Source organism: Pseudomonas alloputida, assembly GCF_021283545.2.
GTDB lineage: Bacteria > Pseudomonadota > Gammaproteobacteria > Pseudomonadales > Pseudomonadaceae > Aquipseudomonas > Aquipseudomonas alloputida.
In genome coordinates this window covers 6,419,484-6,438,596 of record NZ_CP128540.1, presented here as the reverse complement: position 1 = coordinate 6,438,596, position 19,113 = coordinate 6,419,484, and the positions used below count along the sequence as shown (strand labels likewise).

The 19,113-nt window shown below is 58.4% G+C and carries 20 protein-coding genes; all 20 read left to right on the top strand.

Going from position 1 to position 19,113, the window contains the following annotated elements:
- Positions 1–595 precede the first annotated feature (595 nt).
- The 20 genes from rpmH to LU682_RS29670 all read left to right on the top strand — a co-directional run bounded on the left by rpmH (position 596) and on the right by LU682_RS29670 (position 19,110).
- A complete protein-coding gene (gene rpmH / locus LU682_RS29765; RefSeq protein WP_003253163.1) occupies positions 596–730 on the top strand; it encodes a 50S ribosomal protein L34 in 135 nt (44 codons plus the stop codon).
- A 13-nt stretch (positions 731–743) separates the two neighbouring features.
- A complete protein-coding gene (rnpA, locus tag LU682_RS29760) occupies positions 744–1,148 on the top strand; it encodes a ribonuclease P protein component (RefSeq protein WP_003253166.1) in 405 nt (134 codons plus the stop codon).
- Complete coding sequence (yidD, locus tag LU682_RS29755; protein ID WP_010951426.1) at positions 1,141–1,386, top strand: membrane protein insertion efficiency factor YidD; 246 nt, start codon at positions 1,141–1,143, stop codon at positions 1,384–1,386. Before rnpA ends, yidD begins: the two co-directional genes overlap by 8 nt.
- A gap of 2 nt (positions 1,387–1,388) precedes the next feature.
- Positions 1,389–3,071, top strand: a complete 1,683-nt coding sequence (gene yidC, locus LU682_RS29750; protein ID WP_010951425.1) for a membrane protein insertase YidC — start codon at positions 1,389–1,391, stop codon at positions 3,069–3,071.
- Between the two features lie 88 nt (positions 3,072–3,159).
- A complete protein-coding gene (gene mnmE, locus LU682_RS29745; RefSeq protein ID WP_010951424.1) occupies positions 3,160–4,530 on the top strand; it encodes a tRNA uridine-5-carboxymethylaminomethyl(34) synthesis GTPase MnmE in 1,371 nt (456 codons plus the stop codon).
- Positions 4,531–5,163: 633 nt separating this feature from the next.
- Positions 5,164–7,056, top strand: a complete 1,893-nt coding sequence (gene mnmG / locus LU682_RS29740; RefSeq protein WP_049588470.1) for a tRNA uridine-5-carboxymethylaminomethyl(34) synthesis enzyme MnmG — start codon at positions 5,164–5,166, stop codon at positions 7,054–7,056.
- A complete protein-coding gene (gene rsmG / locus LU682_RS29735; RefSeq protein WP_003253179.1) occupies positions 7,053–7,703 on the top strand; it encodes a 16S rRNA (guanine(527)-N(7))-methyltransferase RsmG in 651 nt (216 codons plus the stop codon). The genes mnmG and rsmG overlap by 4 nt, the downstream gene beginning before the upstream one ends.
- A gap of 18 nt (positions 7,704–7,721) precedes the next feature.
- A complete protein-coding gene (locus LU682_RS29730; protein WP_003253182.1) occupies positions 7,722–8,513 on the top strand; it encodes a ParA family protein in 792 nt (263 codons plus the stop codon).
- A 9-nt stretch (positions 8,514–8,522) separates the two neighbouring features.
- Positions 8,523–9,395, top strand: a complete 873-nt coding sequence (locus tag LU682_RS29725; RefSeq protein ID WP_003253185.1) for a ParB/RepB/Spo0J family partition protein — start codon at positions 8,523–8,525, stop codon at positions 9,393–9,395.
- A gap of 149 nt (positions 9,396–9,544) precedes the next feature.
- A complete protein-coding gene (locus LU682_RS29720) occupies positions 9,545–9,952 on the top strand; it encodes a F0F1 ATP synthase subunit I (RefSeq protein ID WP_010955890.1) in 408 nt (135 codons plus the stop codon).
- Between the two features lie 16 nt (positions 9,953–9,968).
- Complete coding sequence (atpB, locus tag LU682_RS29715; protein ID WP_010955889.1) at positions 9,969–10,838, top strand: F0F1 ATP synthase subunit A; 870 nt, start codon at positions 9,969–9,971, stop codon at positions 10,836–10,838.
- A gap of 144 nt (positions 10,839–10,982) precedes the next feature.
- Complete coding sequence (atpE, locus tag LU682_RS29710) at positions 10,983–11,240, top strand: F0F1 ATP synthase subunit C (protein WP_003097235.1); 258 nt, start codon at positions 10,983–10,985, stop codon at positions 11,238–11,240.
- A gap of 56 nt (positions 11,241–11,296) precedes the next feature.
- Positions 11,297–11,767, top strand: coding sequence for a F0F1 ATP synthase subunit B (locus tag LU682_RS29705; protein ID WP_010955888.1), 471 nt, complete (start codon positions 11,297–11,299; stop codon positions 11,765–11,767).
- Positions 11,768–11,779: 12 nt separating this feature from the next.
- Positions 11,780–12,316 carry a F0F1 ATP synthase subunit delta gene (locus LU682_RS29700; protein WP_003253191.1) on the top strand — a complete coding sequence of 179 codons (537 nt, stop codon included), beginning with the start codon at positions 11,780–11,782 and terminating at the stop codon, positions 12,314–12,316.
- Positions 12,317–12,337: 21 nt separating this feature from the next.
- Positions 12,338–13,882, top strand: coding sequence for a F0F1 ATP synthase subunit alpha (gene atpA, locus LU682_RS29695; protein ID WP_010955887.1), 1,545 nt, complete (start codon positions 12,338–12,340; stop codon positions 13,880–13,882).
- A gap of 48 nt (positions 13,883–13,930) precedes the next feature.
- The gene (gene atpG, locus LU682_RS29690; RefSeq protein WP_003253195.1) at positions 13,931–14,791 is read left to right on the top strand and encodes a F0F1 ATP synthase subunit gamma; all 861 of its coding nucleotides are present in this window, start codon (positions 13,931–13,933) and stop codon (positions 14,789–14,791) included.
- A gap of 27 nt (positions 14,792–14,818) precedes the next feature.
- Positions 14,819–16,195, top strand: coding sequence for a F0F1 ATP synthase subunit beta (gene atpD / locus LU682_RS29685; protein WP_232857548.1), 1,377 nt, complete (start codon positions 14,819–14,821; stop codon positions 16,193–16,195).
- Between the two features lie 43 nt (positions 16,196–16,238).
- Complete coding sequence (locus LU682_RS29680; protein WP_010955886.1) at positions 16,239–16,658, top strand: F0F1 ATP synthase subunit epsilon; 420 nt, start codon at positions 16,239–16,241, stop codon at positions 16,656–16,658.
- A 118-nt stretch (positions 16,659–16,776) separates the two neighbouring features.
- Complete coding sequence (gene glmU, locus LU682_RS29675; RefSeq protein WP_010955885.1) at positions 16,777–18,144, top strand: bifunctional UDP-N-acetylglucosamine diphosphorylase/glucosamine-1-phosphate N-acetyltransferase GlmU; 1,368 nt, start codon at positions 16,777–16,779, stop codon at positions 18,142–18,144.
- Positions 18,145–18,333: 189 nt separating this feature from the next.
- Complete coding sequence (locus LU682_RS29670; protein WP_003253204.1) at positions 18,334–19,110, top strand: DeoR/GlpR family DNA-binding transcription regulator; 777 nt, start codon at positions 18,334–18,336, stop codon at positions 19,108–19,110.
- Positions 19,111–19,113 lie beyond the last annotated feature (3 nt).

Genomic DNA, 19,113 nt, shown 5'->3' with positions numbered 1-19,113 from the left:
GGATATCCCCTGAGTTTGAAAGCCGGATGAGGCAAAAACAAACCGCCATTGTACCGGTCGAGCGTTCAGTTATCCACATGTGGACACGTTAGGAACCACGACAAAACAGCCATTTATCGACCAAAACGGCTTTTCGCCTCTGTGAATAAGCCCTGTGGATAAACGACCATGAGGGCTATGCACAACCCCACCCCTTAGCCTGTTGATAACTCCGCTGTGGATAACAGGTGTTTTCATCCACAGCTTTCGCTCACGATTGGAACAAGCGCAGCACGGGATCAGAACAAAGTTGTAAAACTCTGTACACCCCGTAATTCATGGGCCAGCGCAGGTTATCCACAGAAGGTTATCCACTTAAGAGTTATAAGTTCTTCAAAAAAGCTTTTTATATGTCTCTTCTTTTTTTTCATGTTGTCCCCGATCCGTGTGTCCGATCAAGCACCCCTTGGGCACTGATCAACAGGCACCGTCCATCACATGCTCTATATGGAAAGACTGGTTGGAAATTGACCTATGGGCTTGCTTTCTCTAGAATCGCCGGTCTCTTAAAAAGGGGGCCATCCCGGCCCGTCGTCGACAAACCAGGTAACACGCCATGAAACGTACTTTCCAACCAAGCACCATCAAGCGCGCCCGCACCCACGGTTTCCGTGCCCGTATGGCTACCAAGAACGGCCGTGCTGTTCTGTCGCGTCGTCGTGCCAAAGGCCGTAAGCGTCTGGCCATTTGATTTTTCGGCACAGGTGGTGAGTCAGGACTTCAGTCGGGAAAAGCGACTGCTTACACCCCGGCATTTCAAAGCGGTCTTCGACTCCCCAACCGGCAAGGTTCCAGGGAAAAACCTGCTGATCCTTGCTCGCGAGAACGGCCTCGATCACCCACGCCTTGGCTTGGTAATCGGCAAGAAGAGTGTCAAGCTCGCCGTTCAACGCAACCGCCTCAAGCGCTTGATGCGCGATTCCTTTCGTCTGAACCAGCAATTGCTTGCCGGTCTGGACATCGTGATCGTCGCGCGCAAGGGATTGGGTGAGATAGAAAACCCGGAATTGCACCAACATTTTGGCAAGCTCTGGAAACGCCTGGCGCGCAGCCGGCCGACACCAGCAGTCACCGCCAATTCCGCAGGGGTAGACAGCCAAGATGCGTAAACTGGCACTCGTTCCGATCCAGTTTTACCGTTATGCCATTAGTCCTCTGATGGCCAATCACTGTCGGTTTTTCCCCAGTTGCTCCTGTTACGCGTATGAAGCCATCGAAAACCATGGCATCTGGCGTGGTGGGTGGCTGGCCGTTCGTCGCCTGGGGCGTTGTCATCCGTGGAATGACGGCGGTTACGACCCCGTTCCACCCGCTCCTTCCTCCCGAACTTCTTCGATAGCCGAGTAATCATGGATATTAAACGCACGATCCTGATCGCCGCGCTGGCAGTCGTGTCCTACGTCATGGTCCTGAAGTGGAACGATGACTACGGCCAGGCTGCCCTGCCGACTCAGAATACTGCTGCCAGCACTGTTGCTCCGGGCTTGCCCGATGGCGTGCCGGCCGGTAACAACGGTGCCAGCGCCGATGTACCGAGCGCCAACGCCGAATCGAGCCCTGCCGAACTGGCACCGGTCGCACTCAGCAAGGACCTGATCCGAGTCAAGACCGACGTTCTGGAACTGGCTATCGATCCGGTCGGTGGTGACATCGTCCAGCTGAACCTGCCGAAGTACCCACGCCGTCAAGACCACCCGAACATTCCATTCCAGTTGTTCGACAACGGTGGTGAGCGTGTTTACCTGGCACAAAGCGGTCTGACCGGTACCGACGGCCCGGATGCCCGCGCCAGCGGCCGTCCCCTGTATGCCGCCGAACAGAAGAGCTACCAGCTGGCCGATGGCCAGGAACAACTGGTGGTAGACCTGAAGTTCAGTGACAACGGTGTCAACTACATCAAGCGTTTCAGCTTCAAGCGCGGTGAGTACGACCTGAATGTCAGCTACCTGATCGACAACCAGAGCGGCCAGGCCTGGAACGGCAACATGTTTGCCCAGCTCAAGCGTGATGCCAGCGGCGATCCGTCCTCCAGTACTGCCACCGGCACCGCGACCTACCTGGGTGCTGCCCTGTGGACAGCTTCTGAGCCTTACAAAAAGGTCTCGATGAAGGACATCGACAAAGGTAGTTTGAAAGAAAATGTGTCCGGCGGCTGGGTTGCCTGGCTGCAGCACTACTTCGTGACCGCCTGGATTCCGGCCAAGTCGGACAACAACGTTGTCCAGACCCGCAAGGATAGCCAGGGCAACTACATCATCGGCTACACCGGCCCGGTTATCAGCGTACCGGCTGGCGGCAAGGTCGAAACCAGTGCCCTGCTGTACGCCGGCCCGAAGATCCAGTCCAAGCTGAAAGAGTTGTCCCCAGGCCTGGAATTGACCGTCGACTACGGCTTCCTGTGGTTCATCGCCCAGCCGATCTTCTGGCTGCTGCAACATATCCACAGCCTGCTGGGTAACTGGGGCTGGTCGATCATCGTGCTGACCATGTTGATCAAAGGCCTGTTCTTCCCGCTGTCGGCTGCCAGCTACCGCTCCATGGCGCGTATGCGTGCCGTTGCACCTAAGCTCGCCGCACTCAAGGAACGCTTCGGTGACGATCGCCAGAAGATGTCCCAGGCGATGATGGAGCTTTACAAGAAAGAGAAGATCAACCCACTGGGCGGCTGCCTGCCGATCCTGGTGCAGATGCCGGTATTCCTGGCCCTGTACTGGGTATTGCTGGAAAGCGTGGAAATGCGCCAGGCCCCGTGGATCCTGTGGATTACCGACCTGTCGATCAAGGATCCGTTCTTCATCCTGCCGATCATCATGGGCGCCACCATGTTCATCCAGCAGCGCCTGAACCCGACTCCGCCGGATCCGATGCAGGCCAAGGTGATGAAAATGATGCCAATCATCTTCACCTTCTTCTTCCTGTGGTTCCCTGCCGGTCTGGTGCTGTACTGGGTTGTGAACAACTGCCTGTCGATTTCGCAGCAGTGGTACATCACTCGCCGTATCGAAGCAGCTACCAAAAAAGCTGCTGCTTGACGGGCTAATACGCTAGCCTGTGAATAAAAAACGCCCCCTAGTGGGGCGTTTTTGCTATCTGTCGTTTTTGTCGTAGAGGCTTTCGAGCATGAACACTGTGCGTGAAACCATCGCCGCCATCGCCACGGCCCAGGGCCGGGGCGGTGTGGGAATTGTCAGGTTGTCCGGCCCTCTGGCTGCCAAGGCCGGCCTGTTGATCACCGGCCGCACCCTGACCCCGCGGCATGCCCATTACGGTCCATTCCGCGACGATGAAGGGCTGGTGCTGGACGAAGGGATTGCTCTGTTCTTTCCAGGGCCTAATTCGTTCACTGGCGAGGACGTGCTTGAACTGCAGGGACACGGTGGCCCTGTGGTCTTGGACATGCTGCTGCAGCGCTGTGTACAAGTCGGCTGTCGTCTGGCCCGCCCGGGCGAGTTCAGCGAGCGCGCCTTCCTCAACGACAAGCTCGACCTGGCGCAGGCTGAAGCCATCGCCGACCTGATCGAGGCCAGTTCCAGCCAGGCAGCGCGCAACGCCCTGCGCTCGCTGCAAGGGGAATTCTCCAGGCGTGTGCACAGCCTCACCGAGGCGTTGATTGCCTTGCGTATTTACGTCGAGGCGGCGATCGATTTTCCTGAAGAAGAGATCGACTTCCTCGCCGATGGCCACGTGCTGTCGATGCTTGATGCCGTGCGCAGCGAGTTATCCACTGTGCAGCGCGAGGCCGGGCAGGGCGCCTTGCTGCGTGACGGCATGACGGTAGTCATTGCCGGCCGGCCGAATGCCGGTAAATCGAGCTTGCTGAACCAGCTGGCTGGTCGGGAAGCTGCCATCGTCACTGACATCGCCGGCACTACGCGGGATATCCTGCGCGAACATATCCACATCGACGGCATGCCGCTGCACGTTGTCGATACTGCCGGTTTGCGCGATACCGATGACCATGTGGAAAAGATCGGCGTGGAACGCGCCCTGAAGGCCATTGGCGAGGCAGACCGCGTTCTGCTGGTAGTCGACTCTACTGCGCCCGAGGCCAGCGACCCGTTCGCTTTGTGGCCTGAGTTTCTGGCTCAGCGGCCTGACCCGGCCAAGGTCACGCTGATTCGCAACAAGGCCGACCTGAGTGGTGAGCGGGTAGCGCTGGAACAGTGCGATGACGGCCATGTGACCATTACCCTGAGCGCCAAGGGCGACGACACAGGGCTGCAACTGCTCCGCGACCATCTGAAAGGCTGTATGGGTTATGAGCAGACTGCAGAGAGTGGCTTCAGCGCCCGCCGGCGCCATCTGGATGCCTTGCGCCAGGCCAGCGAGCACCTGGAGCACGGCCGTGCTCAATTGACCTTGGCGGGCGCGGGAGAGCTTCTGGCTGAGGACTTACGCCAGGCACAGCATGCGCTGGGGGAGATCACAGGAGCATTCAGCTCGGATGACCTGCTTGGGCGGATTTTCTCCAGCTTCTGCATCGGCAAGTAATCCACAGCCACGCAAGGCCAAGCGCCGCTCCTTAGGGAGCGGCTTTTTTTTGCCTGAAATTCGTTGCAGAAGATGAATGCAGGCCGCTGACCCAAGCACCTGTGGGAGCGGGTGGACCCGTGATGAAGCTCTTACAAGCACCAGATCTCTGTGGATGTACCCATCCTTTCGCGGGCTCGACCGCTCCAACCTGACCATGCCTAGCCGCCAGCGCGATGAATTTTCCCTGCTCGGTTTGAAAACTGTGCTCAGGAGCCCTGTGGAAAAGTCGCCTTCAGCTCAGTTGATAAGCGGGCTTTTTTTCTGAGGAAAAACCCGCCTGTGGGTAAACAGCCATTTAATCCACAGGCTAAATGACGTTATCCAGAGCCCTCATGGCACTCCAGGCACAGGGTTTAATTTCTCTCTACATAGCGACATTATTGGGATGCAGGACTTTATCCACAGAAGTCGCTGTGCATAAGAATAAACATAAAAACAAAGCTTTTTAAATTTCTTCTCTCTGATTTCTGTTGTTTGCCACTCATCCACAGACTGGTCAAAATTTGCTCAGACGGTTTCTTTACTGGGGGGGAAGTCCCTATACTTGTCCGCTTACCTTCTCTATTCGCAAAAACAGGCACGAGGTGCGTGGTGGATTTCCCTTCCCGTTTTGACGTGATCGTCATCGGCGGCGGCCATGCCGGTACCGAGGCTGCGCTTGCGTCTGCACGCATGGGTGTGAAAACCCTGCTGCTGACCCATAACGTGGAAACCCTCGGTCACATGAGCTGCAACCCCGCCATCGGCGGTATTGGCAAAAGCCATCTGGTCAAAGAGATCGATGCGCTCGGCGGCGCCATGGCGCTGGCCACCGACAAGAGCGGCATCCAGTTCCGCGTTCTGAACAACCGCAAGGGCCCGGCCGTACGTGCCACCCGTGCGCAAGCCGACCGCGCCATCTACAAGGCAGTGGTACGTGAAATCCTGGAAAACCAGCCAAACCTGTGGATATTCCAGCAGTCCTGCGACGACCTGATCGTCGAGCAGGACCAGGTCAAAGGCGTGGTGACCCAGATGGGCCTGCGTTTCTTTGCCGAATCTGTGGTGCTGACTACCGGTACCTTCCTCGGCGGCCTTATCCACATTGGTCTGCAAAACCATTCCGGTGGTCGCGCCGGTGATCCACCTTCGATTGCCCTGGCCCACCGCATGCGTGAACTGCCGTTGCGCGTCGGCCGCCTGAAAACCGGTACCCCGCCACGCATTGACGGCCGCTCGGTGGACTTCTCGGTAATGACCGAACAGCCAGGCGATACGCCGATCCCGGTGATGTCGTTCATGGGCAATGCCGAAATGCACCCGCGACAGGTGAGCTGCTGGATTACCCACACCAATGCGCGCACCCACGAGATCATTGCGTCGAACCTCGACCGTTCACCGATGTACTCGGGCGTGATCGAAGGTGTCGGTCCGCGCTACTGTCCGTCTATCGAAGACAAGATCCACCGCTTTGCCGACAAGGAAAGCCACCAGGTGTTCATCGAGCCGGAAGGCTTGAACACCCATGAGTTGTATCCCAACGGTATTTCCACTTCGCTGCCGTTCGACGTGCAGTTGGAGCTCGTGCGTTCCATCCGTGGCATGGAAAACGCCCACATCGTGCGCCCCGGCTACGCCATCGAATACGACTACTTCGATCCCCGCGACCTCAAGTACAGCCTCGAGACGAAAGTCATCGGCGGCCTGTTCTTCGCCGGGCAGATCAACGGCACCACCGGGTACGAAGAAGCCGGCGCCCAGGGCCTGCTGGCCGGGACTAACGCCGCACTTCGGGCGCAGGGCCGTGACAGCTGGTGCCCGCGCCGCGACGAGGCATACATCGGCGTACTGGTGGACGACCTGATTACCTTGGGTACTCAGGAGCCGTACCGCATGTTTACCTCGCGTGCCGAGTACCGGCTGATACTGCGCGAAGACAACGCCGACCTGCGCCTGACCGAAAAGGGCCGTGAACTGGGCCTGATCGATGACCAGCGCTGGGCCGCATTCTGCGCCAAGCGCGACGGTATCGAGCGTGAGGAACAGCGCCTGAAATCGACCTGGGTTCGGCCCAATACCGAGCAAGGCCAGGCCATTGTGGATAAATTCGGCACTCCGCTGAGCCACGAGTACAGCCTGCTCAACCTGCTGGCGCGCCCCGAAATCGACTACGCCGGCCTGATCGAAGCGACTGGCGGTGAAGCGATCGATCCACAGGTTGCCGAGCAGGTCGAGATCCGCACCAAGTACGCCGGCTACATCGACCGCCAGCAGGATGAAATTGCCCGACTGCGCGCCAGCGAAGACACACGCCTGCCTGTGGATATCGACTACACGACGATTTCCGGCCTGTCCAAGGAGATACAGGGCAAGCTGAGCCAGACCCGTCCGCAGACGCTGGGTCAGGCTTCGCGTATCCCGGGTGTGACCCCGGCGGCGATTTCCCTGTTGCTGATTCACTTGAAAAAACGCGGCGCTGGCCGCGAATTGGAGCAAAGCGCTTGAGTTCCCTGGTCACCCCTCAACACGCTGAAGAGTTGTCCACAGGTGCGCGCCAGCTTGGTGTCGAGCTGACTGCCGAGCAGCACGAGAAGCTGCTTGGCTACCTGGCTCTGTTGATCAAATGGAACAAAGCCTACAACCTGACTGCTGTGCGCGACCCGGACGAGATGGTTTCGCGTCACCTGCTCGACAGCCTTAGCGTCATGTCTTTTATCCACAACGATCGTGATAACTGGCTGGATGTTGGCAGCGGCGGTGGCATGCCCGGCATCCCGCTGGCTATCCTGCATCCACACAAGCGCGTCACCGTGCTGGACGCCAATGGCAAGAAGACCCGTTTCCTGACTCAGGTGAAAATGGAACTCAAGCTGGACAACCTCACGGTTATCCACAGCCGGGTCGAGGCCTTCCAGCCGGCACAACCGTTCGACGGAATCATCTCCCGCGCCTTCAGCAGCATGGAGAACTTCACCAACTGGACCCGCCACTTGGGCGACACCGGGACGCAATGGCTTGCAATGAAGGGGCTGCATCCTGCCGATGAACTGGTAGCATTGCCCGCAGACTTCACAGTGGAAAGCGAACAGGCCCTGACCGTTCCGGGTTGCCAGGGCCAGCGCCATCTGCTGATACTGCGCCGCAAGGCATGACTGGGAACACTCGCAACAATGGCTAAGGTATTCGCAATCGCGAACCAGAAAGGTGGTGTGGGCAAGACAACCACCTGTATCAATCTCGCCGCCTCGCTGGCTGCGACCAAGCGTCGTGTCCTGCTGATCGACCTCGATCCGCAGGGCAACGCCACCATGGGCAGCGGTGTGGACAAGCACGAGCTCGAGCATTCGGTCTACGACCTGCTCATCGGGGAGTGCGACTTGGCCCAGGCTATGCACTACTCCGAGCACGGAGGCTTCCAGTTGCTGCCGGCCAACCGTGACCTGACCGCCGCTGAGGTGGTGCTGCTGGAAATGCAGGTCAAGGAAAGCCGTCTGCGCAACGCCCTGGCGCCTATTCGCGATAACTACGACTACATCCTCATCGACTGCCCGCCGTCGCTGTCGATGCTCACGCTGAATGCTCTGGTCGCTTCCGATGGCGTGATTATCCCCATGCAGTGTGAGTACTACGCACTGGAAGGTCTCAGCGACCTTGTGGATAACATCAAGCGTATCGCCGCCCGGTTGAACCCGGAGTTGAAGATCGAGGGCCTGCTGCGGACCATGTACGATCCGCGTCTGAGCCTGAACAACGATGTTTCGGCACAGTTGAAGGAGCACTTTGGCCCTCAGCTGTACGACACGGTCATTCCGCGCAACATTCGCTTGGCCGAGGCCCCCAGCTTCGGCATGCCAGCCCTTGCTTACGACAAGCAATCGCGGGGCGCGCTGGCGTACCTGGCCCTGGCTGGGGAACTGGTACGCCGTCAACGCCGTCCATCACGCACTGCACAAACAACTTAAGGAATCCGTATGGCCGTCAAGAAACGGGGTCTCGGACGTGGGTTGGATGCACTGCTCAGTGGTCCTTCCGTCAGCGCGCTCGAAGAGCAGGCTGTGAAGATCGACCAGAAAGAACTGCAACACCTGCCGGTCGAGCTGGTCCAGCGCGGCAAGTATCAGCCTCGCCGGGACATGGACCCGGAGGCGCTGGAAGAGCTTGCGCACTCGATTCGCAACCATGGTGTGATGCAACCGATCGTGGTACGCCCGATTGGCGACAACCGATACGAGATCATCGCCGGTGAGCGCCGTTGGCGCGCTACCCAGCAGGCCGGCCTGGACACGATCCCGGCCATGGTCCGCGAAGTGCCCGACGAAGCCGCCATCGCCATGGCATTGATCGAGAACATCCAGCGCGAAGACCTCAACCCACTGGAAGAGGCCATGGCCCTGCAGCGCCTGCAACAGGAATTCGAACTCACCCAGCAGCAGGTGGCTGACGCTGTGGGCAAGTCGCGGGTGACTGTGGCCAACCTGCTGCGCCTCATCACCTTGCCCGATGCGATCAAGACCATGCTCGCCCACGGTGATCTGGAGATGGGGCACGCCCGTGCATTGCTGGGCCTGGACGAAAATCGTCAGGAGGAGGGGGCGCGTCATGTTGTCGCACGTGGCCTCACCGTGCGCCAAACCGAGGCACTGGTCCGTCAGTGGCTCAGCGACAAGCCTGATCCGGTCGAACCGAGCAAACCTGATCCGGATATCGCACGCCTTGAACAGCGGCTCGCAGAGCGCCTGGGCTCGGCCGTGCAGATCCGTCATGGCAACAAGGGCAAAGGCCAGTTGGTTATTCGCTACAACTCGCTTGACGAGTTGCAAGGCGTGCTCGCTCACATCCGCTGAAACAATTCCTGTTGTAGCGTGAAGTCGGAAATCACTACCGAAGAGTTGAATAGGGGTTAATCCACCCCTATACTCTGCGCGCATTTTGTCGGCACAAATTATGCCAAGTCATAGCTGACTTGTTGGTCGACTTCCGAGGAGCAGTTGTGATGGAAATACGCACGCCAAACCGCCTGCCTTTCCATCGCTGGGCGGTTTTTCCGGTACTGCTGGCTCAATTTGTCGTACTGCTGCTGGCAACCTTGGTGTTGTGGCAGTGGAAAGGGTCGGTCAGTGGATATTCAGGCCTTTGCGGAGGTTTGATTGCCTGGCTGCCCAATGTGTATTTCGCCTGGAAGGCTTTTCGCTTCAGCGGGGCTCGGGCGGCACAAGCTATCGTCAAGTCGTTTTACGCTGGCGAGGCAGGCAAGATGATTTTGACGGCAGTGCTTTTTGCACTGACCTTTGCAGGAGTGAAGCCACTGGCGCCGCTAGCAGTATTCGGCGTCTTCGTGTTGACCCTTTTGGTCAGCTGGTTCGCGCCCCTGCTGATGAATAAAAGACTTTCGAGACCTTAGGGCGTTTGAGGCAACCATGGCAGCAGAAACCGCTTCGGGCTATATCCAGCACCACTTGCAGAACCTGACCTACGGTCAACTACCAGACGGCAGCTGGGGCTTCGCCCATTCGGCTGCAGAAGCCAAGGCAATGGGCTTCTGGGCGTTCCACCTGGACACCCTGGGTTGGTCCGTCGCGCTGGGTCTGATCTTCCTGTTGATCTTCCGCATGGCGGCCAAGAAGGCGACTTCCGGCCAACCTGGCGGTCTGCAGAACTTCGTTGAGGTGATGGTCGACTTCGTCAACGGCAGCGTGAAGGACTCCTTCCACGGCCGTAGCCCGGTAATCGCACCACTGGCGCTGACCATTTTCGTCTGGGTATTCCTGATGAACGCCGTCGACCTGATACCGGTCGACTGGATTCCTCAGCTGGCCATCCTGATTTCCGGTGACCCGCACATTCCGTTCCGCGCCGTGTCGACCACCGACCCGAACGCGACCCTGGCCATGGCCTTCTGCGTCTTCGCCCTGATCATCTTCTACAGCATCAAGGTCAAGGGACTGGGCGGCTTCATCGGTGAGCTGACCCTGCACCCGTTTGGCAGCAAGAATATCTTCGTGCAGATCCTGCTGATTCCAGTCAACTTCCTGCTGGAATTCGTAACCCTGATCGCCAAGCCGATCTCGCTGGCACTGCGTCTGTTCGGCAACATGTATGCTGGCGAGCTGGTGTTCATCCTGATCGCTGTAATGTTCGGCTCCGGCCTGCTGTGGCTCAGCGGCCTGGGTGTGGTGCTGCAATGGGCGTGGGCTGTGTTCCACATCCTGATCATCACCCTGCAAGCTTTCATCTTCATGATGCTGACCATCGTCTACCTGTCGATGGCTCACGAAGATAACCATTAAGACCGCCTGGCGTGTCTGATAGCCTTCCCTGCCTGTACGGGGGGAGGGCTTAAAAAGTCCGCAAGGGCATGCTGTACCAAACGATTTGTTTTACCGCTTCAAACTAAAAACCTAACCAATACGACGTAAAAGTCGGGAGGAAAGATGGAAACTGTAGTTGGTCTGACCGCTATCGCTGTTGCTCTGCTGATCGGCCTGGGTGCTCTGGGTACCGCCATTGGTTTCGGCCTGCTGGGTGGCAAATTCCTGGAAGGCGCTGCTCGTCAGCCAGAAATGGTTCCGATGCTGCAGGTCAAAATGTTCATCGTTGCCGGTCTGCTCGACGCCGTAACCATGATCGGTGTTGGTATCGCTCTGTTCTTCACCTTCGCGAATCCGTTCGTTGGTCAGATCGCCGGCTAATCACTCGTCACCACGAGTTGATGGCTGTATGAATTAAGACCGAGCGAGGTGTTGGCGTGAACATTAATGCAACCCTGATTGGCCAATCCGTTGCTTTCCTGATTTTTGTACTCTTCTGCATGAAGTATGTATGGCCTCCGGTCATCACTGCTCTGCAAGAGCGCCAAAAGAAGATTGCCGACGGCTTGGACGCTGCCAACCGCGCAGCTCGCGACCTGGAGCTGGCCCAAGAGAAAGCGGGTCAGCAACTGCGTGAAGCTAAAGCACAAGCAGCCGAAATCATCGAGCAAAGCAAGAAACGCGCTGCTCAGCTTGTCGACGAAGCCCGTGAACAGGCTCGCGTCGAAGCTGACCGTGTGAAGGCTCAGGCTCTGGCCGAGATCGAACAGGAACTGAACAGCGCTAAAGACGCCCTGCGTGCCCAAGTGGGTGCTCTGGCCGTTGGTGGTGCTGAAAAGATCCTTGGCGCCACAATCGATCAAAACGCGCATGCGGAGCTGGTTAACAAACTGGCCGCTGAAATTTAAGCGAGGGCGATCATGGCAGAACTGACCACGTTGGCCCGACCTTACGCTAAGGCTGCCTTTGAGCATGCCCAGGCCCATCAGCAACTGGCCAATTGGTCAGCCATGCTCGGCCTGGCTGCTGCGGTGTCGCAAGACGACACCATGCAGCGCCTGCTCAAGGCCCCGCGACTGACGAGCGCAGAAAAGGCCGCCACGTTCATTGACGTGTGCGGTGACAAGTTCAATGCACAGGCACAGAATTTCATTCATGTTGCCGCGGAAAACGACCGTCTCCTGCTTCTGCCGGAGATTGCCGCTCTGTTCGACCTGTACAAGGCCGAGCAAGAGAAATCCGTGGACGTGGAAGTCACCAGTGCCTTCGCGTTGAACCAAGAACAGCAAGACAAACTCGCCAAGGTTCTCAGTGCACGGTTAGGCCAGGAAGTGCGCCTGCACGCGTCGGAGGATGCCAGCCTGATTGGCGGCGTCGTCATCCGCGCCGGTGACCTGGTAATCGATGGCTCTGTTCGCGGCAAAATCGCGAAACTGGCCGAAGCATTGAAATCTTGAGTTTGAAGGGGCAGCAGAGCAATGCAGCAACTCAATCCTTCCGAAATTAGTGAAATCATCAAGGGCCGCATCGATAACCTCGATGTGAGCTCCCAAGCCCGTAACGAAGGTACCGTCGTTTCGGTATCCGACGGTATCGTGCGGATCCACGGTCTGGCCGACGTCATGTACGGCGAAATGATCGAGTTCCCTGGCAGCGTCTACGGCATGGCCTTGAACCTGGAGCAAGACTCCGTAGGTGCAGTGATCCTGGGTGCCTATGACACCCTCGCCGAAGGCATGAGCGCCAAGTGCACCGGCCGCATCCTGGAAGTTCCGGTTGGTAAGGAACTGCTGGGTCGCGTCGTTGACGCACTGGGTAACCCGATCGACGGCAAAGGTCCTCTGGGCAACACCCAGACCGACGCAGTCGAGAAAGTGGCTCCAGGCGTGATCTGGCGTAAGTCGGTAGACCAGCCTGTACAGACTGGTTACAAATCCGTCGACGCCATGATCCCTGTCGGCCGTGGCCAGCGTGAGCTGATCATTGGCGACCGTCAGATCGGCAAGACCGCCATGGCCATCGACGCCATCATCAACCAGAAAGACTCCGGTATTTTCTGTGTTTATGTTGCAGTCGGCCAGAAGCGTTCCACCGTTGCCAACATCGTTCGCAAGCTGGAAGAAACCGGCGCCCTGGCCAACACCATCGTGGTTGTTGCCAGTGCTTCGGAATCCGCCGCACTGCAATTCCTGGCGCCATACGCCGGTTGCACCATGGGCGAGTTCTTCCGCGACCGCGGTGAAGACGCACTGATCGTTTACGATGACCTGTCCAAGCAGGCCGTTGCCTACCGTCAGATCTCCCTGCTGCTGCGCCGTCCACCAGGACGCGAAGCATACCCAGGCGACGTGTTCTATCTCCACTCCCGTCTGCTGGAGCGTGCATCGCGCGTTTCGGAAGAGTACGTCGAGAAGTTCACCAACGGTGCTGTCACTGGCAAAACCGGTTCCCTGACCGCTCTGCCGATCATCGAAACCCAGGCTGGCGACGTTTCTGCGTTCGTTCCGACCAACGTGATTTCCATCACCGACGGTCAGATCTTCCTGGAATCGGCCATGTTCAACTCGGGCATCCGCCCTGCAGTTAACGCCGGTGTTTCGGTATCCCGCGTAGGTGGTGCCGCTCAGACCAAGATCATCAAGAAGCTGTCCGGTGGTATTCGTACCGCTCTGGCTCAGTACCGTGAACTGGCTGCATTCGCCCAGTTCGCGTCCGATCTGGACGAAGCGACCCGCAAGCAGCTGGAGCATGGTCAGCGCGTTACCGAGCTGATGAAGCAGAAGCAGTACGCGCCGATGTCCATCGCGGACATGGCTCTGTCGCTGTACGCCGCTGAGCGTGGCTTCCTGATCGACGTAGAAGTCTCCAAGATCGGCAGCTTCGAGCAAGCTCTGATCGCCTTCTTCAACCGTGATCACGCTGAACTGATGGCGAAGATCAACGTGAAGGGTGACTTCAACGACGAAATCGACGCAGGCCTGAAAGCCGGTATCGAGAAGTTCAAGGCCACCCAGACCTGGTAAGCCGCAGCGGGGGCTCAGGCCCCCGCTTGCTAACCTGATAGGTGATACATGGCAGGCGCAAAAGAGATTCGCAGTAAGATTGCGAGCATCAAAAGCACGCAAAAAATTACCAGCGCCATGGAGAAAGTGGCGGTCAGCAAGATGCGCAAGGCACAAATGCGCATGGCTGCTAGCCGTCCTTACGCGGAACGTATCCGCCAGGTGATCGGTCATCTGGCCAACGCCAACCCGGAATACCGCCACCCGTTCATGATCGAGCGCCCTGTAAAGCGCGCTGGTTATATCGTGGTGAGCAGTGACCGTGGTCTGTGCGGTGGCTTGAACACCAACCTGTTCAAGGCCCTGGTCAAGGACATGAGCGCAAACCGCGAACAGGGCGTGGAAATCGACCTGTGCGTGATCGGCAGCAAGGGTGCGACTTTCTTCCGCATCTTTGGCGGCAACGTCGTAGCAGCGATCAGCCACTTGGGCGAAGAGCCATCGATCAACGATCTGATCGGCTCCGTCAAAGTGATGCTGGACGCCTACCTGGACGGCCGTATCGATCGCCTCTCGGTGGTTTCGAACAAGTTCATCAATACCATGACCCAGAAGCCGACGGTCGAGCAATTGGTACCGTTGGTGGCAACCCCGGATCAGGATCTCAAGCATCACTGGGACTACCTGTACGAACCCGACGCAAAAGAGCTGCTGGACGGCTTGATGGTGCGCTACGTGGAGTCGCAGGTTTACCAGGCGGTGGTCGAGAACAACGCTGCTGAACAAGCGGCCCGGATGATCGCCATGAAGAACGCCACAGACAACGCCGGTGATTTGATCAAAGAGCTTCAGTTGATCTACAACAAGGCGCGTCAGGCTGCGATCACCCAGGAGATCTCGGAAATCGTCGGCGGCGCTGCCGCGGTTTAACGGTTCACATATTCAGAGGATCCAGCTATGAGTAGCGGACGTATCGTTCAAATCATCGGCGCCGTCATCGACGTGGAATTCCCACGTGACGTCGTGCCGAGTGTATACAACGCGCTTAAAGTACAAGGCGCGGAAACCACCCTGGAAGTTCAGCAGCAGCTGGGCGACGGCGTGGTTCGTACCATTGCGATGGGCTCGACCGAAGGCCTGAAGCGCGGTCTGGATGTCGTCGACACCGGCGCTGCCATTTCCGTTCCAGTTGGTAAGGCCACCCTGGGCCGTATCATGGACGTACTGGGCAACCCGATCGACGAAGCCGGCCCGATCGGCGAAGAAGAGCGTCGCGGTATCCACCAGCCAGCGCCTTCGTTCGCTGACCAGGCAGGCGGCAACGACCTGCTGGAAACCGGCATCAAGGTTATCGACCTGGTTTGCCCGTTCGCCAAGGGTGGTAAGGTTGGTCTGTTCGGTGGTGCCGGTGTCGGCAAGACCGTAAACATGATGGAACTGATCCGTAACATCGCCATGGAACACAGCGGTTACTCCGTGTTCGCTGGTGTGGGTGAGCGTACTCGTGAGGGTAACGACTTCTACCACGAGATGAAGGACTCCAACGTTCTCGACAAAGTAGCGCTGGTCTACGGTCAGATGAACGAGCCACCAGGAAACCGTCTGCGTGTAGCGCTGACCGGCCTGACCATGGCCGAGAAGTTCCGTGACGAAGGTAACGACGTTCTGCTGTTCGTCGACAACATCTATCGTTACACCCTGGCCGGTACCGAAGTATCCGCACTGCTGGGCCGTATGCCTTCGGCAGTAGGTTACCAGCCGACCCTGGCTGAAGAGATGGGCGTTCTGCAAGAGCGCATCACCTCCACCAAGGAAGGTTCGATCACCTCCGTACAGGCCGTATACGTACCTGCGGACGACTTGACCGACCCGTCGCCAGCGACCACCTTCGCCCACTTGGACGCCACCGTCGTTCTGTCCCGTGACATCGCCTCCCTGGGTATCTACCCAGCGGTCGACCCACTGGACTCGACTTCGCGCCAGCTGGACCCGAACGTGATCGGCAACGAGCACTACGAGACCGCTCGTGGCGTTCAGTATGTTCTGCAGCGCTTTAAAGAGCTGAAGGACATCATTGCGATCCTGGGTATGGACGAACTGTCCGAAGCCGACAAGCAACTGGTAGCCCGCGCTCGTAAGATCCAGCGCTTCCTGTCGCAGCCGTTCTTCGTGGCAGAAGTCTTCACCGGTTCGCCAGGCAAGTACGTTTCCCTGAAAGACACCATCGCTGGCTTCAGCGGCATCCTCAAAGGTGACTACGACCACCTGCCAGAACAAGCGTTCTACATGGTCGGCAGCATCGACGAAGCGATCGAGAAAGCCAAGAAACTGTAATTCCTGCGCCCCGCAAGGGGCGCTATCAGGTTGAGGCAAGCAGATGGCTATGACAGTCCATTGCGATATCGTCAGCGCGGAAGGAGAGATCTTCTCCGGCCTGGTCGAGATGGTGGTTGCGCACGGTAACCTGGGTGATCTTGGTATCGCTCCAGGCCATGCGCCGCTGATCACCAATCTCAAGCCTGGTCCGATCACGCTGACCAAGCAGGGTGGCGCACACGAGGTGTTCTACATCTCTGGTGGTTTCCTCGAGGTTCAGCCGAACATGGTCAAGGTGCTTGCCGATACCGTGCAACGTGCTGCAGACCTGGATGAAGCTCAGGCTCAGGAGGCCCTCAAGGCTGCCGAGAACGCCCTGAATCTGAAAGGCGCGGACTTCGACTACGGCGCCGCCGCCGCACGTCTGGCCGAGGCCGCAGCCCAGCTGCGTACCGTCCAGCAAATGCGCAAAGGCAAGTAATCGGCCCCGGCTGATAACTTCTGTTGCGATTGAGTAAAAGGGTAGCCTCGGCTACCCTTTTTCTTTTTCTGTTTTCTCCCCCGGTCTTTCACTGACCGCACAGGATTGGTAGCCAGTAATGTCACTCGATATCGTTATTCTCGCCGCCGGTCAAGGCACCCGCATGCGCTCGGCGCTGCCCAAAGTGTTGCACCCGGTAGCTGGCAATTCCATGCTCGGCCATGTTATCCACAGCGCGCGTCAACTTCAGCCGCAAGGTATTCACGTGGTCATTGGCCATGGTGCCGAGCTGGTTCGCGAGCGGCTGGCTGCTGACGACCTGAATTTCGTCATGCAGGATAAACAGCTGGGTACCGGTCATGCTGTTGCCCAGGCACTGCCAGCGCTGACCGCTGACACCGTGCTGGTGTTGTACGGCGACGTGCCTTTGATCGAAGTGGAGACCCTGCAGCGTCTGTTGGCCAAAGCCAACGATCAGCAGCTGGGGCTTCTGACAGTCACCCTCGACGATCCGACCGGCTATGGCCGGATCGTGCGTGACGAGCAGGGCAAGGTAACTGCCATCGTTGAGCACAAGGACGCCAACGACGCGCAAAAAGCGATCAAGGAAGGCAACACCGGCATTCTGGCCTTGCCGGCCGCGCGCCTCGCCGACTGGATGGGCCGCCTGTCGAACAACAACGCCCAGGGCGAGTACTACCTGACTGACGTAATCGCCATGGCAGTGGCCGATGGCTTGGTGGTGGCCACTGAACAGCCACACGACGCTATGGAAGTGCAGGGCGCCAACGACCGCCGCCAACTCTCCGAGCTGGAGCGTCACTACCAGTTGCGTGAAGGCCGCCGTCTGATGGCTCAGGGGGTTACCCTGCGTGATCCGGCACGCTTCGATGTTCGTGGTGAAGTAAGCGTTGGTCGTGACGTGCTGATCGACATCAACGTGATTCTCGAAGGCAAGGTGGTCATCGAAGACGATGTGCAGATCGGCCCTAACTGCGTGATCAAGAACACGACCCTGCGCAAAGGCGCGGTGGTCAAGGCCAACAGCCACCTCGAAGGCGCCGTGATGGGCGAAGGCAGCGATGCTGGCCCGTTTGCTCGCCTGCGCCCGGGCAGCGTACTGGACGCCAAGGCCCATGTGGGTAACTTCGTTGAACTGAAAAACGCCCACCTGGGTGAAGGGGCCAAGGCTGGTCACCTGACCTACCTGGGGGATGCCGAAATCGGTGCGCGCACCAATATCGGCGCCGGCACCATCACCTGCAACTACGATGGCGCCAACAAGTTCAAGACCGTGATGGGTGAAGACGTGTTCATCGGTTCGAACAACTCGCTGGTGGCGCCTGTGGAAATCAAGGCCGGCGCGACCACCGCAGCCGGCTCGACCATCACCCAGGCTGTAGAAGCGGGTGACCTGGCTGTAGCCCGTGCGCGCCAGCGCAACATTTCGGGCTGGAAGCGCCCGGAGAAGATCAAGAAGAGCTGAGTTATTCACAGCCCTTTCCATCGAAAGCCGACTTATGTGAATAAGTCGGCTTTTTTATTGGCGCGGCTGCGCCTATAGGACCGCCTCAAAGCAGAAGCAAACAATCCACAGGTCAGCGACAGCTTGACGAATCGCGCGTCTTAGGTTTTGATTGCAACCATTAACTTTCGAATCGAAACTTAAACGCACATGTCGAAACGAAACACACCACAACGGCGACACAATATTCTGGCTCTGCTCAGCGAGCAGGGTGAGGTAAGTGTGGACGCGTTGGCCAAGCGTTTCGCCACCTCGGAAGTGACCATTCGCAAAGACCTCGCCGCCTTGGAAACCAACGGCTTGTTGTTACGCCGCTACGGTGGTGCTGTGCCGGTACCGCAAGAGTTGCTCGGTGAACCGGCACAACCCGTCTCTTCCTATAAAAAGGCCATTGCGCGTGCCGCCGTGGGGCGTATCCGCGAACATGCGCGCATTATCATCGACAGCGGCAGCACCACGGCGGCAATGATCCCCGAACTGGGGCGCCAGCCAGGCCTGGTGGTGATGACCAATTCGCTCAATGTGGCCCGTGCAATCTGCGACCTCGAACACGAGCCGGTGCTGCTGATGACCGGTGGCACCTGGGACCCGCATTCCGAATCGTTCCAGGGCCAGGTCGCGGAGCAGGTACTGCGCTCCTACGATTTCGACCAATTATTCATCGGCGCCGACGGCATCGACCTGGGCCGGGGTACCACTACCTTCAACGAGTTGCTTGGGCTGAGCCGGGTCATGGCGGAAGTTGCCCGTGAAGTGATCGTGATGGTCGAGTCGGACAAGGTGGGGCGCAAGATCCCTAACCTCGAGCTGCCCTGGGGCAGTGTGCACACCCTTATTACAGATGAACGCCTGCCAGCAGCAGCGCGCGAACAAATTCAAGCCCGCGGCATCAACCTGATCTGCGCCGCGATCAGCCAGGAGCAATAAAAC

Coding starts and splice junctions, on each gene's coding strand:
- mnmE (WP_010951424.1), top strand. CDS start 3,160: ATGAACACTGTGCGTGAAACCATCGCCGCCATCGCCACGGCCCAGGGC.
- glmU (WP_010955885.1), top strand. CDS start 16,777: ATGTCACTCGATATCGTTATTCTCGCCGCCGGTCAAGGCACCCGCATG.
- LU682_RS29725 (WP_003253185.1), top strand. CDS start 8,523: ATGGCCGTCAAGAAACGGGGTCTCGGACGTGGGTTGGATGCACTGCTC.
- LU682_RS29680 (WP_010955886.1), top strand. CDS start 16,239: ATGGCTATGACAGTCCATTGCGATATCGTCAGCGCGGAAGGAGAGATC.
- atpA (WP_010955887.1), top strand. CDS start 12,338: ATGCAGCAACTCAATCCTTCCGAAATTAGTGAAATCATCAAGGGCCGC.
- yidD (WP_010951426.1), top strand. CDS start 1,141: ATGCGTAAACTGGCACTCGTTCCGATCCAGTTTTACCGTTATGCCATT.
- LU682_RS29730 (WP_003253182.1), top strand. CDS start 7,722: ATGGCTAAGGTATTCGCAATCGCGAACCAGAAAGGTGGTGTGGGCAAG.
- LU682_RS29700 (WP_003253191.1), top strand. CDS start 11,780: ATGGCAGAACTGACCACGTTGGCCCGACCTTACGCTAAGGCTGCCTTT.
- atpE (WP_003097235.1), top strand. CDS start 10,983: ATGGAAACTGTAGTTGGTCTGACCGCTATCGCTGTTGCTCTGCTGATC.
- rpmH (WP_003253163.1), top strand. CDS start 596: ATGAAACGTACTTTCCAACCAAGCACCATCAAGCGCGCCCGCACCCAC.
- atpB (WP_010955889.1), top strand. CDS start 9,969: ATGGCAGCAGAAACCGCTTCGGGCTATATCCAGCACCACTTGCAGAAC.
- LU682_RS29670 (WP_003253204.1), top strand. CDS start 18,334: ATGTCGAAACGAAACACACCACAACGGCGACACAATATTCTGGCTCTG.
- atpD (WP_232857548.1), top strand. CDS start 14,819: ATGAGTAGCGGACGTATCGTTCAAATCATCGGCGCCGTCATCGACGTG.
- yidC (WP_010951425.1), top strand. CDS start 1,389: ATGGATATTAAACGCACGATCCTGATCGCCGCGCTGGCAGTCGTGTCC.
- atpG (WP_003253195.1), top strand. CDS start 13,931: ATGGCAGGCGCAAAAGAGATTCGCAGTAAGATTGCGAGCATCAAAAGC.
- LU682_RS29720 (WP_010955890.1), top strand. CDS start 9,545: ATGGAAATACGCACGCCAAACCGCCTGCCTTTCCATCGCTGGGCGGTT.